The organism is Segatella copri (genome assembly GCF_051861805.1).
GTDB classification, from domain to species: Bacteria; Bacteroidota; Bacteroidia; order Bacteroidales; family Bacteroidaceae; genus Prevotella; species Prevotella copri_M.
The window spans coordinates 1165159-1179310 of the sequence record NZ_CP146520.1; the positions used below are offsets into that span (position 1 = coordinate 1165159).

Below are 14152 nucleotides of genomic sequence, written 5' to 3' on the forward strand. Positions count from 1 at the left end.
AATTTGCACTCGGAAAAATAAAAAGGTAGGCGTTCCCCTTAGGGAGAATGGCCTTCCAAAACAACGAGAATGTTTCATTAAAATATAAATTTTAAACAATTATGGCAGTAGATTACAAGAAAATCGGTCTTGTGAACACTAAGGACATGTTCGCAAGAGCTATCAAGGGCGGTTGGGCCGTTCCTGCTTTCAACTTCAATAACTTGGAGCAGCTTCAGGCTATCATCCAGGCTTCTTCAAACTTGAAGTCACCAGTTATCCTCCAGGTATCTAAGGGTGCTCGTAAGTATGCTAACCCTACTTTGCTCCGTTACTTGGCAGAGGGTGCTGTAGAGTATGCTAAGGAGTTGGGTTGCAACCATCCAGAGATCGTTCTCCACCTCGATCACGGTGATAGCTTCGAGACATGTAAGAGCTGTGTAGATTTCGGCTTCTCTTCTGTAATGATCGACGGTTCTGCACTTCCATACGAGGAGAACATTGCATTGACAAAGAAGGTTGTTGACTACGCTCATCAGTTCGGTGTAACTGTAGAGGGTGAGCTCGGTGTCCTCGCTGGTGTTGAGGATGACGTAGTTGCTGAGGAGTCTCACTATACAAAGCCTGAGGAGGTTGTTGATTTCGCTACACGTACAGGTGTTGATTCATTGGCTATCTCTATCGGTACATCTCACGGTGCTTACAAGTTCAAGCCAGAGCAGTGCACACGTGACCCTAAGACTGGTCACCTCGTTCCTCCTCCATTGGCATTCGACGTATTGGCAGCAGTTGAGGAGCAGCTTCCTGGTTTCCCTATCGTTCTCCACGGTTCTTCTTCAGTTCCTCAGGAGTATGTTGATATCATCAACAAGTTCGGTGGCAAGTTGCCAGATGCAGTTGGTATCCCAGAGGAGCAGTTGACTAAGGCTTCTGAGAGCGCTGTTTGCAAGATCAACATCGACTCTGACTCTCGTCTTGCTTTCACAGCAGGTGTTCGTGAGACATTGGCTCTTCACCCAGAGTACTTCGACCCACGTCAGTACTGCGGTAAGGCTCGTGAGTATATGGTTGACCTCTATAGCCACAAGATCAAGGATGTTCTTCATTCTGACAACAAGTTGGCTAACCTCGACTAATCTTCGAGATTTTACAACAAAAGATATGAGCGGGAATCCGAAAGGGTTTCCGCTTTTTTGTTTCCCTGCTATTCCCTTTCTCCCTTCTTTCTCCCTCCTTTCTCCCTTCTTTTCTCATTCTCTTATTCTTGTTGTCGCACACATTTCTGCGGCATTAAATTGTGTGCGTTGACACGAAATAGTTTACAATATTTAACTCAATAAGTTTGGCGTTTCTCTCTTTTTTTCTTAAATTTGCACTTGTGATATGATATAAATCACATTATATGTAAAGGAAACATATCCTGCATATCATTTAGTATAATTGTGAAAGATGAACCAACTGAATGGTTGGTATTTGTTTTAACCAATGTCTTTGCTATCCCCCTTGCAGGGAAGCATGTGATATTCTTCATTGGTATATTAACAATTAGTAAATGATATAAATTATGAAAAAGGTTTTAATGATGGCGATAGCCACAATGATGATGGCTGTTGGAATGACAAGTTGCAGTGCATCTGGAGATGATTTTAGTGATAATTTAGCTGCTTCATCAGCTTCTTCTTCTGAGTTCTCTTTGCTCAGCTACAGCAAGTTGGTTGGAACTCCTATCAGCGGAGATGATTCGCAGAGCGCAGAGATGACAGAGAAGTTGGTTTGCAAGGTTCTTGCAGGTGGAGAGTTGAAGTTGACTCACAAGAATGTGATTTTCGATGAGAACACTGACATCAAGTTTTCAACAGAGTTGGTTGGCAATAAGTTGATCGTTTCTGAGACAGGCAACTATGGTAAGTCTGGCAAGTATGGTTACTATACACTTGTTGCTACAGTTGGAAAAATAAAGGATGGTGACTATGTGGTTGTAGTGAAGAGAAACAATCACGTCCGCGAAGAATTCAAAATGACATACGATTCTTCAAAGGCAAAGTAAATGGTAATTGATAAATGGTGTAAATGGTAATAGTTGCGATTAATCGATAAATAATAATAGATGGTTTACAGCGTCCAACGACACAGTCTAGTTTAAATTTTAAAAATGATTTCGCCTGATTTAAAGTCAGGCATGATGCTTGATCTAATGCTTGGAGGAAACATACGCTATCAGTTCTTGGGCAGTACAGTCCTTTAGAACCACCAGATTCCCTTTATCCAGCAGAAATATCGTAGGCATGGCCCTGAGGCTATAGATGTGGCTGATAGGGTTGCCTGCGATGATTTTCAGCACCTTGATGTCGGCAGGGATGGTTTGCTGCTTGAGCCATGCTGAAACCTTGTGACAATTCTCGCAGTCGGGGTCGTAGAAGTAGAGGATTACCTTCTGGTCTCTGTAATCGCTCAACTGATGGGACTTTCCGTTTTCGTCTTTGAAGTTGAAGTTGATGGCGATATCGCCAGGCAAGTTCTTGTTGGTGGTCTTGATTTTGAAGGCAAGACGTTCCTTTTCCGCCTCGTCGAAACAAGGTGAATTCTTCATTTCTTCCAGGAAGAGCAGGTAGACTCTGTCGTTGCGCAGGGGCGACTGGGGATTCTCGAAATAATGCTCTATCAGACTCTCGAATCTTTCCTTGGCGACAGCATTTGTGAAAGCCTTTCGGGTGAAGCCGGCGATGCCCTTTTGGGCGATGGCAGGATTGAATCTGCCCAGGATGTCGATGAAGTTGACGAAGCCTTGCTCTGTCACCTCCTCGCTTTTCAGCATCAGGGTATCGGCAAAGTTGTAGTTGTCCCAGTAGTGCTCGCTCAGATAGCCGGCACGCTGCTCCACGCTGCGGAGTGTATCGGGAAGGGCAGGATAGGGAAACGACTGCTGAGGCTGGCTTTGTGTCTGCGCCTGTGCCTTTGTCTGCGCCTGTGTCTGCGCCTGTATGAGCATACAAGCCAGCAATATGAATAGAGAGAAGAGTCTTGCTTTCATTTCTGATTATTGATTACTGATTATTGATTACAGATTTCTGATTACTTTTTATTTTTTGATAAATTGCCAGGCTGCATCTTACGCCAGCTTACTATCGAGTGCAAAATTACAAATAATATTCGGGATGGCAAAGCGATTGGCATAAAAAAGTCGCGGAACCATAGAAGGCGAGATCACCTCGGCAACTACAGCTCCAACGACCAGTCTAGTTATAATAAGTCTCCGCATGATATTTGCAATAGTAAATGATAATAATTCTTTCTACTTCTTATTAATGATATTATACGAGAACTTTTCAATCTAATTTATTTGTATGTAAAAGTATAATTCTGTGCATTGCCTTGGTTGGCATTGTCCATCTTCACGTAATAGCTGCCGCTTGTTCCGGCATTCGCCTGACGGACATTCTTCAGCTTCACGGTGTATGTTGTGCCGGCTTTATCAGCCTTGAATACATACCAGCTGTCCCAAGTCTTGCCAATTTCATTTGTAGAACTGTACTCTATGTCACAGTCTTCTGGAACTACATCGCCCGATGCAAACTTCACGGTTACTGGCAACAACTCCTTCGGGTAGTTAGCGGGAACGGTAAACTTAAACTCTGCCTCGGCATTTGCATTTGTTCCGATTTGGGCAGGAGCGTTTACCTGATACTGCACCTCGTTGATGCTGTAGAGATGGATATTGATGCTCAATCCATGCTTTTTGGTATCGTAGAGGTGGATGGTTCCTTCTCGCCAGTTATCATCAACGATTCCCAGGTTGTATGTGATGGTACCAGTGCCCGTTTTTGTTGCAGAATCATACGTGTAGCTTGAAACCACAGGCTGGGCATCTTCTGCGTATGCCAGGTTTTCTGTCCATATTGCCTTGAAAGCTGACGCCTGCTTGCTGGCAGCGTCATTACCTTTATAGGTAAAGCTGATTTCCTGCTTTGTTCCTTCGCCCGAATGCACAAATTTATAGGTTCCACCTTCAATTTTCAGCTCGTCATCGCCATTAGAAACCCCTGGTACGATTTGCTGTATGGTAATCCATGGGTTGTTGACAGGAGCACTTTTCAATGCCTCCTGAAGATTGCTATATCCTCTGTTTTCATCCAGCTTGTCTATGATGATTTTATATTCATAGTTTCGCTTGATTTGGTATGGCTTGTTGTTTTTATCTTGCAGGTATATTAGATAATACTTTCCGTTGTGCCCCATAAGAACTTTTGAAGGTTCTGATGGCAGGTTGGTATCTTCGAATACGCCCGTAGGGTTAAACATCTGGGTGGCATCACCTGCCAGTCTGCTTCCGTCCAGGGGGGGAGTTACATAATCTACGTTCCATACCCATTTGGAGCCGCCTGTTGTTGGGGTGAATTTGAGGTTCGTTCTGTCGAATGGTGCCAGGGTTCCGTATGCCACTCCGTTTATCACTGTCAGTTTGAAGTCATTCTCCAGCGTCCTGTTTTCTTTCTTAGCATTTTCAATGGCATCTTTGCTCCATTCTGCCGAAATCTTAGCCCTGTCTCTGATGAGATGGATGATATAATCCTCCTTTGTAGTTTTGGGATTCAGATATTCTTTCAGTTTTTCTGGGTTCTCTTTGCAGATATATCCCCAATAGCGCGTAATCACAGACTGTTCTTCTGTGTGATAGGTCTCGAAAGTAGTCATGAGCAGGTTCTCATGCATGCCTGCCCATTTCCACTGATCGCTTTCATTGATGGTTTGGTAAACATTGTCGGTATTCGCCACCAGATGGATACGTGAGGTGTTGTTCGGAATCATTGCCGAAAATTCTTTTGGCTCTGTGCTTCCGTTGGTATTGATGCCTCCGCCGTTCACTCCTTCTGCTGGGTTATGGGTGATGCTTCCAGTGTAATTGCCATTCTCGTCAACTTCATGATAGTTTCCGTCGTTATCTCTTTTGAAACCAAGAACCGCAGTAAAATCATCCTGTATTTTGCCGAATCCCACAAACTGTCCCTTGTTGTCGAAGCAGAACAGCTTCATGGCGTCTTTGTTTCGGATACCTTCATTGAGGAACACGGTGCTTCGGGTAGCGTTCTCTTCGAAACTGGGAATGGCTATTCTGAAGCTGGCTTTATAGTAACCTTCTTCTGTTTCACTGGTCGTAGAAGGTTCGTTGTCAACCATAGAATCGGAACAGGCTGTCAACATGGTTGTTAACAGCACTGCTATGATTCCGATATATAATTTTATTTCTTTCATGTTACTAACCTTCTTTATTGTTGATTCTCAATATCTTCAATTTCATCCAGAGTCAAATCGTGGACACAGCGCACGTAGGTGCCATCTTGCTGCTTGTAGTTATTATAATCAGACTTATTACCGTCTAACGTCCAATAGTACGCACCCTTCAGCACTTGTTGTCCCACCGCCTTGTCATCTTTAGCCAACTCGTATATTCTCTTCACTTCTTCTCTGGTAGGAAGTCGCCAACCATTAAGTTGAAGCGTCTTGTTGTTCTGGGTTGTTGCACTTTCGCTATACTTACTGCAGTAGTCTATAGCATCTTGATAACTGCCTACCTGATTGCTATTACTCTTTTGGGTTGAAGCAATGATAAACGCAGGTGAAACCGTATTGTCTGTGGATTTATGATTTTCATTAACCACCGGCTTGGCTACGACATAGTCATTTGCCTTCTTGTTGTTGGCAAATTGTACGGTATAAAGACGATTGTCATATTGCCATTCAGCATCAGTGGTTCCGCTGCTTTTTAAATTCATCGAATAGATGGCAGGATACTTTCTGAAAAAGACTTCCTGTTCCTTATCTGAATTAGGGACATAAACCTTAAACGAGCCATATACGATAGTGTTGTTTATAGGTCGTCCTGCATGAAGGTCTATCCAGCCTCTCTTGTTGTCAGTATAGCTACCGTCATATCCTACCAGGATTTGTCCACAGTCATATCCGTTTTCTTTACCATATCTGTCGTAATAGTATGCTTTGGCATCCTTGATTTGGCAAGTCTCAGAAGCAAACCATTGGATGGTTTTATCTGCCTGGTTGTCATCCTCTACTCCCTTTATATCCAGCTTCGTAGGATATACCACCAGATAGCTTGCCTTATCAGCATCTACTTTAGTATCTTCTCCCGTAGTCCATTTGGTGATAGCCCATTTCAGATAGCCCAATTCTTCATTGTAATCAATGTTTATACTATCCTTGAGACGCTTGATGTCTGCATTTACCGTATAGATGTAGTTGCGTTCCAGCTTCTTTTCTCCCTTTGGGTCACGAACGGGGATGGTCAGCTCTTTTTCCCTTTTTTCATTCTTGCCATCCGTGCTTTCGAAAACGACCTTTACGGCAATTTTCGGAGCATTCTCCTGGCTGGTCCAGGTGGTGGAATAACTGTATGTAGTTACAGAACACTTGTTGGCTTCTATCTTATCCACCGTGTTATCTGCGTTGTTGCTCTCGATGTTTGGCTTAGCCGTCTGGCCTGCAAATACAGAAGTATTGGTGTTGTAGTTGAGAAACTTCCACTTTACGTTTGTGATATTGTAGCCGTTTACTGATGAAGAGAGATTCAGCTTAATCTTGGCAGCCGCTCTCACCAGTTCTACGGGAATATCCTGTATAGGGTCTTTGCTGATGATATACTGCCCCTTGGCACTCATCAGAAACTTCTTGTCTTTTGCCTGAGGATAGGGAAGCCAGATGTCGTTGTCCTGCTGGGTGGCTGCCTGCAACTCTTCAAGAGTCTTCTTGCTGAGATCGGCTTGGGCATTGGCTACGGCATAGTAGTTGTAGGAATGATCTTCCTGTAGGTTGAGATTCACCTTCCAGTTGTCTTTGCCCAATACTTCTGCCTGATTTTCTGCAGGACTTGAACTCTGGTGATTGACACAGCACTCGCCGAATTCCGGCTCGAACATCTTGAAGTCAAGCTTTGACAAGGTCTTCTCATGAAGAGCGTCCTCATCATTTGCTCTTGACTTCTGCAGGTCGTTGACCATAGGAATCATGTTCAGCTGTTGTGCAGACGAGTTGTTTCCCAGCTCGTCTTCAGCCGAACATCCTGCCATGAGCAAACCTGCCGTCAGGGTCAAGATGCCTTTCGTGAATCTTATGTCTTTATATAACTTCTTCATGATGAATATTGTTTTCTTATGTCTTTATAATACTTGTTCGAAGTGAATGTCTTTGCCCGCATCTTCTCCGGTGGTACATCCCTTCAGTTTGAAATCAGGATTGAGAACAAACCTTTCGTTTGGATTCTTGGTCAGGAACACATGTGCTCTTACGTTGTGTGGCTGAGCCATATCCAGTCGGTTCTTGGGCACTACATAGAAGTAGAGGGTTTTCTTTGCTCCTTCCTTGTTGATGATGTAGCTTTCTATCTTGTAGCTGTCGGCCGACTGTCCATCTTTGTAACTTCCATCTGCATTACATTCTACGAATCCGAACAATGGGTTGTCTGTCTGGAGAATCCATGGTGCTCCTTTGGTGTCGATGTCCTTCAGTGTAATCATCGGACCGCGTTGTGGCTGACCATAATATACCTTGTAGCCCCAATCAGTCTTGTCGGCATCAGAAAATATCACTTCTGTTGATGCATCGATGTAATCATACGTTCCACCATCTTGCCATTCTTTAATGGTTGGAGTAACGGTGAGCATGCCCATCTGTCCGTTGAGGAAGTAACCGTAAACTACCAGCTCGCGGTTGCGGATGGCTTTACCGCCTGTTGGGATACTGAAGTCAACGCTTTTTTCTTCCGTGCCTAAAGAATAATGAATCTTTCCTTTGATTGCCTTGGTGGTTTCACGGAGATAGCACAGGTTGTGGGAAGCAATTCCTGCTTTCTTAAAGGCATCCAGATAATCCTGTGCAGTTTGAGTTTCGGTCTTCTTGAACTTCTCTGGATCTTCTACTTCCTTGATGTTATCAGTCTCAACACCATTCAGTTTCAAAATAGTTGATACATAGCCGTTACTGTTTACATCGTATTTGTTGCTGGTAACAACCTGGTTGTCATCATTTTCTTTGTATTCAGTCTCATCAGGGAAGATGTAGCTGGCGGTAGGAATGGTGTTTCCTTCCACCTCGATACTGGTAACCTTTACATTTTCTATGCCCGTTTTTCGGGCAAAGTAGAAGTGGAGCTTGGAAACAGCGCGAACCAGAGGAATCTTGATGCCTTTGGTCTTTGCCTCTGCTTCGGTTGTTCCAACATGTTTCTCTACAGAAATGTTGGTGATGGCACGAGAGATAGGGAGACCTGTTTCAGGAACTTTCGTGTTTTGTGGATTGCCATTTTTTTGAATGCCAAAAGTAGAGTCAAAGCAGATATTCTGCAACTCCTTGCGGGTGATGCTGCTGAAATCCTTACCGTTCAACTTGCTTTCTATATTGGTACTTTCGGAATTCGCAAGGATGTAGAGGTCGATATTTTCCACCTCTTTACCTGCTATCTTTCTTAAGAAACGTAGCTGCAGATTGTAGCTGCTATTAATGTCTTTCAATGCTTCTTCCTTATATGCGATAGGATTGGCATCTTCGTTTGTGCCAGATTGAAACACCCACACCTTGATGCTGTGAATGTCGCTCTCTGAGTTGGGGTCAGCTTTGCTCTCATTATTTGCGAGCACACCTTCCGTACGGCTTTCTCCAGCTCGGGTGCTGTTAGCCGAATTGCTAGAGAAACTGAGGCTGATAAATGCGTCGTGATTCTCAGCGGTCTCTATGTCTTGGTTCTCTGAACAAGATGCCATGGCGCCTACCATGAGCAAGGCAGCTAGTGCCGTAAGTGTCTGGCGCATCATCTTGGTCAAAGTAGTTTTATAGCTAGTCATCTTTTTCTTTTTCTTTCTTTTACTTATACTTATACTTGTTGTTGCGTTGGTGGAGTAGTATGGGTAGTACTACTTCGTTTCTGAACCTCCCAGGTCGGCGTCCTGCAGGTTCATCACCCAGCCGTTCACCTTAATCTTGGCGTTGAGGCTGTAGTGGTCGCTGGTGTTGTCGCTTGGCACGTAGAAGGTGAGCACATAGTGGTCTTGGCGGTCGAGGTATTCCTGCGAATCCCAATCCTTTTCGGCACGTTCGCCGCAGAGGGCGAGGAACCATGGCAGGGAGTGGTCGAAGATGACCTTGTTGTTGCGCTTGTCGGTGATGACGATGCGCTTGTCGTCATATTCGCTTCCACTGCGGGTGGAAACCTGGTCGTCGTTGCGCTCGAACATTCGGGATGATGACAGGTCGTAAACCAGTGCCTTGTCTATCTTTTCGCCTTCCACCTCGGTTTCTCCGCTCTTGTTGGTCACCATCTTCTCGCTGAAGGGTACGTAGGTGATGGCTTTGTTCATCACCTTGTCGCCCTTATAGTCGAGCAGGGCAGCAGACCCCTTGATTCTTACGTCGAAGTTGTCGGGGGTAAAACCAGGCTGGTCGTTTTCGTATGGCAGCATCACGATGCGATAGGTTTTGGTACATTTCATCAGACTCAATTCTGATGTCACGTCCTTGCCTTCGTAGTTGAGGGATGTCTGTGCGGTATAGAGTGCAGAGAATTTTCTGTTGTTCTCGTAGTTCTCGCCTTCGTTCTTTCCCATCACCTCCTGCAGGTCGTCGATGGTTGATACGCCTGGGGTAAGCTGGGTGAAGGTGAATTCCATCTCGTCATCCTCGCCGTCAGCACGGGCAGAGATGTTCTGCTTGTCACGGGCCAGGCAGACGAAGGTGTACTTGCCTTCGTTGAGGTCTGTGATTTCCATTCTATGCCCGTTTTCAAACTTATCAGCCGACTCCACGTAGGTATCGAAATACTTTCCGTTCTTGTCGAACACATATACGTTGATGTTTTTTACCTCAGCCGAGAAAGCGTCTGCTTCCTTCACGTTGTAGGTATAGTCAAAACCGAGCGATATTTTGGGTGTAGGACAGCCCATCAGGTCGTCTTTCATGCAGGATGAAAGCGAGGTGAGTGCAATGGCTGAGATACAGACCGCTTTGCAACAGTTATGGGTGAAGAAATGTGCCATATTGTTATTGTTGTTAATATTATTCTTTTACTTATACCTTATTATATATATAGTGCCAGACTTGTGATGTTGGGTGACATCTGATGGTCTTGGCATCATCATTTTCTGCTAAAAGTGGTGCCTGGTGAAGAATCTTTCTTCCTGTAAGCACGGTGTGAATCCCGTCATTTTGTTGACGGCATAGGGTGGGGTGATGTTGTTTTTAGGTAATCTCTCGGAGGAACTGAGTCCTCCGAGAGATTGGAGTTATTTTATTTCAAGCGATATGATAATTCCTGATTCCAGGAATTCTGTGTTGTTATGAAATCGTATTGGAATCCGGAATGGGATTACTGCAAATCAACATCCTGGTTGTTGAGAACCCAAGGGTTAACAGTAACAGTAACGTTGAGATAGTAGAATTCATTCTCTGTTGTCTTACCATTAGGAACCTGAGCACCTACATTGAAGATATTGTTAACTTTGAGACGATAGATGCTGTTACGCTGGATAATGCCGGCGATGTGCTTATCCTTGATAACCTGCTTGTAGTATGTCTTACCTCCCTTGAACACCTCAATGTTGTACGTCTTACGGAAGTCTGCCAACTTATCTTCATCATTGATGACATTCTTCAATTCTGCCTTCATCTTATCAGCATCCATGCCTTTGCCGAAAAGGTTTGCAACATCTGCATAATCTTTGTAGATCTGAGCGAAAGAGGTGTAGATTACGTTGTTGTAACGATAGAATGTACCTGCATTGGTAGCATCATCCTTGAAATCAGCATCACTGTAGTCTTTCAAAGTAACCTTGTACTCAAAGTACATAGATGTTGGATTTTCTGTTGAATTGTTCTCGAATACGTAGTTTACATCAGTTGCTGTAGTAGTGAAACCGCCATTCTTGTAATCGTAATCTCCACCGAAAGCAGCTTTTGGCTGGTAGTAGCTGAAGCCTTCTTTGTCACTAGGAATGACAAGTGCAGCAGAATTCCAAGTCTGCATTACGTAAGACTTGTTTGCCAAGTTAGAAATAGCATAGTTTGTCAACTCAAACGAAGCTACCTTTTCTCTAGCATCCTTCAAAGCTACCTTCAAAGCCTCTGAAGCACCAGCTGGATCGTCTGTACTAATTGCAGATGTGCTACTTGGAGCATCGATACGAGCTACTACACGCTCAACCTTGATAGCTGCATCTTTTTGTGTAGTTTTTCCATCAGCTGATGTATAAGTTACCTTTGCTGGGTTCTGCTTGTTGTTGTTAGCCTTGATGAATTCTACAGAATAACCATTTCCATTCACATCTGCATCGTTCTGGTTGAACATGGCAAAGTTGTTGGCGTCTGCAAATGGAGATGCAAAGCTATTTGTAGCAGCAGTGAAGAAGTTGTTGCTAGTAGCAGCAAAGTTCATATCACCTGCTGGCTTGTTGCTACCAGCCAGGAAATATACACGGTATGTCTGACCTGCTTCAACATTCTCAACCTTGATTTCGAAAGTCTTGTTACCGTCCTGCTGTGTTGTAGTACCATTTTCACCATTAACGGCTCCAGACCAAGTCAGGTCCTTAAGATTCTCAGAGAAAACAATCTTATTATCTTTATCTACCAAGTAGAATGTACCAGTCTTGATAGCTGCCTCAACAGCTGTGGCATTCTCTGTAGGATCAATAACTGCTGTTCTGGTACCATCTGCCTTTGGTGTCTGTACGTTCAATGTCATGTAGAAACCATCTACCTTAGCCTGATCTGCGTTGTCACCAGCCAAATCATCATTACTGCTGCAGCTGGTGAAAGACAAAGCTGCGGCTGAAACCAAGCTCATTACGAGCAAATTCATTTTTTTCATAATCTTGTTACTTATTACTTTAGTTAAAACTATATTTATTAATACTTTCTTTACTTATTCTTTTCTTTATTTCGTTCCTTCTATTCCAGAACCTTGTTTACCTTGTCCAGGTTTTCCTGGGCCTTCTTCAAGCCACCCTTTACAGCCTTCTCGAAATATTCCTTGGCAGCCTGGTAATCCTCTTTCTGAACTGCGAGGCAACCGCGGGCGTTGTTGGCTTCTGGGGTATCGCCCACCTTCTTCAGATATTTCTCTGCACTCACCTTGTCACCACGCTCAATGGCGATATAGGCAGCGTTGAGGTTGGCAAGCTTGTCTTCTGGGAACAGCTTTACGGCAGTCTCGAATACATTGTTGTATTCATCGCTGCCCTTAGGCAAACTGTTGGCTACCATGTACATCTCCTGAAGAGAAAGCTTCTGCGGACGGGTCTTGATAACCTTCTTTGCCTCTTCCAGGTTGAATGCCTTTACGTCATATTCTATGGTGTAGTCGGTGCGGCGCAAGCCTGGCCAAACGTTCTGCAACAGGAAGCGGTGAGCTTCCGGAGCCTTTCTCTTCAAAGCCTTCTCCTTTGCATCAGGCTGCAAACTGCTGTTGATGATGCCGAGGGCTATGTCCTTTTGAGGAATATCGTTGTGGGCGATGTATTCTGCCGTTCCTTCCCAGTCTTCTGCGGTAGCTGCTACCTTGATCAGCTTCTGGTCGATAGGATAAACCGACGTGAGATAATCTTTCAGCGCTTGCGTTCTGTTGCGTGAAAGCTTGTCGTTGTTGGCATATCCACCATCAGGAGAAGCATAACCGTGCAGGGTGATCTGGGTAATGGTAACATCCGAATCGTTCTTCACCAGCTCCAGGGTTTCAATCATCTTAGCCAGTTCCTTGGCGTTGTTGCCCAGGTTTACCACGATGTCCCACTTGTTCACCCTGAAGTTGAGTCGTGCCGAACCGTTTTCCTGTCTTATCTTCACTGCTTCCGCCTTAGGCTGCTGGTAAGCGTAGAAGAGTTTCTGAGGCGTGCTGAGGATATCGCCAGCCGGAAGCAGACCTTCTGCCAGGATTACCTGGTTGCATCCGCAGGTATCGTTGCCGATAACCAGTTGCGAGTTGCTCATCCAATCCTGAAACGGAGTGGTATATATATAATGTAGGGTCTGTTTTTTCTTGTTCTGTCGCTGCTCCACGATGAGCGGGTTCTTGGAGGCAGTGGCATTGTTGCGCTGATAATAGATGTATCTCTTGCGTCCCATCACCTCAACAGCTGGCAGTTTCAGGGTATCCTCATCGTTCACAATCATGGGGGTATAGATGAGTCCACGGTTGCTGCCCAGGATGATGTCGTCGAGCTTGAAGTCCATCTTCACGTTCACGTCGTCTCCATCTCTCTTCACTTCTTTCTTCGAAATCTTCAGCTTTCCGGCTGTCTCTTTCTTCTCTTTCTTCTCAGCTTTCTCTTTCTTTTCTTTTTTCTCTGCTGAGGCTATCGGCTTGCTTTCTGCTGAGGCTGTGAGCGATAACAGCAGGAGGGCAGCGCCCAGTGTACTATAGAAGTTATATTTTGTATTCATGAATTGTTTCCTTTCCAAATGAATGATCAAATGAATAATGATGTATAAATATACAATTTAAATAGGTATGTCCGTATGGGGGCGATTAGAACACATAGACGAGGTTGAGTGCCGCCTTGGTGGGTCCCACATAGTGGTGACTCTTGTCGTCTTCCAGTTTTTCGCCGCATTCCGCACATTCAAACTTGTCTGAACGGCTGTAGGTGTAACCCAGTCCCAGTTCTGCCTCGAAGTTCCAATGCTTGGAAAGGGTCCAGGCATATCCGTATGCCACACCCGCTCCCACGAACCATCCTTCGTAGCGATAATCTTTCAGTTTGGAAAAGTCTGTTCCTAATAACTTGAAATCAGCATTCACGTTACCGATGTTGTAGGATCCTGCAATAGCATGGAATCCCACAAAATGTCCCATCATCTTGTTGCAGAACCAGTATCTTGCTTCTGGCTGCACAAGCCAATGTTGCCATTTCCTGTTATTAGAAAATGTCCAAGGATTGTAGTTGCCTGCTACATCCAAGGTCCACTTGGGGGTGAGTGCGAACTCTACTCCCAAGTTTATGGTGCTGGTCGCATCATAAAGAAGGTTGGTTTTCACCGCAACCTTTTGGGCTGAAGCATCGAGTGCTAAGAAGCACAGTCCGATCATCAGTGCCATTTTAATCCTTTTCATCATCTTTTTCTTATACTTTTATATACTTAATACAATATCTTTTTATCTACCGGTTTACAACTAATA

The 14152-nt window shown here is 44.5% G+C and carries 10 protein-coding genes; 2 read left to right on the forward strand and 8 right to left on the reverse strand.

The window, feature by feature from the left end:
• Positions 1 to 101: 101 nt before the first annotated feature.
• On the forward strand, positions 102 to 1115 hold the full coding sequence (locus V8Z93_RS04535; RefSeq protein ID WP_022122161.1) for a class II fructose-bisphosphate aldolase: 1014 nt from the start codon (positions 102 to 104) through the stop codon (positions 1113 to 1115).
• Between the two features lie 428 nt (positions 1116 to 1543).
• Positions 1544 to 2026, forward strand: a complete 483-nt coding sequence (locus V8Z93_RS04540) for a hypothetical protein (protein ID WP_218411768.1) — start codon at positions 1544 to 1546, stop codon at positions 2024 to 2026.
• 144 nt (positions 2027 to 2170) lie between these two features.
• On the opposite strand, the gene V8Z93_RS04545 is transcribed toward V8Z93_RS04540, so the two are convergent.
• From V8Z93_RS04545 to V8Z93_RS04580, 8 genes are all read right to left on the reverse strand, one after another.
• Complete coding sequence (locus tag V8Z93_RS04545; RefSeq protein ID WP_439432507.1) at positions 2171 to 3010, reverse strand: DUF5106 domain-containing protein; 840 nt, start codon at positions 3008 to 3010, stop codon at positions 2171 to 2173.
• A gap of 305 nt (positions 3011 to 3315) precedes the next feature.
• Positions 3316 to 5229: a hypothetical protein gene (locus V8Z93_RS04550; RefSeq protein ID WP_439432508.1), complete on the reverse strand. Its 1914-nt coding sequence runs from the start codon at positions 5227 to 5229 to the stop codon at positions 3316 to 3318.
• A gap of 14 nt (positions 5230 to 5243) precedes the next feature.
• Complete coding sequence (locus V8Z93_RS04555; RefSeq protein WP_439432509.1) at positions 5244 to 7124, reverse strand: hypothetical protein; 1881 nt, start codon at positions 7122 to 7124, stop codon at positions 5244 to 5246.
• 24 nt (positions 7125 to 7148) lie between these two features.
• Positions 7149 to 8828, reverse strand: a complete 1680-nt coding sequence (locus V8Z93_RS04560) for a hypothetical protein (protein WP_439432510.1) — start codon at positions 8826 to 8828, stop codon at positions 7149 to 7151.
• A gap of 69 nt (positions 8829 to 8897) precedes the next feature.
• A complete protein-coding gene (locus V8Z93_RS04565) occupies positions 8898 to 10016 on the reverse strand; it encodes a FimB/Mfa2 family fimbrial subunit (protein ID WP_439432511.1) in 1119 nt (372 codons plus the stop codon).
• Between the two features lie 329 nt (positions 10017 to 10345).
• The gene (locus V8Z93_RS04570; RefSeq protein ID WP_439432512.1) at positions 10346 to 11845 is read right to left on the reverse strand and encodes an Mfa1 family fimbria major subunit; all 1500 of its coding nucleotides are present in this window, start codon (positions 11843 to 11845) and stop codon (positions 10346 to 10348) included.
• A gap of 80 nt (positions 11846 to 11925) precedes the next feature.
• Positions 11926 to 13416 carry a DUF3868 domain-containing protein gene (locus tag V8Z93_RS04575; RefSeq protein ID WP_439432513.1) on the reverse strand — a complete coding sequence of 497 codons (1491 nt, stop codon included), beginning with the start codon at positions 13414 to 13416 and terminating at the stop codon, positions 11926 to 11928.
• Between the two features lie 85 nt (positions 13417 to 13501).
• On the reverse strand, positions 13502 to 14089 hold the full coding sequence (locus V8Z93_RS04580; protein ID WP_439432514.1) for a DUF3575 domain-containing protein: 588 nt from the start codon (positions 14087 to 14089) through the stop codon (positions 13502 to 13504).
• Positions 14090 to 14152: the final 63 nt, after the last annotated feature.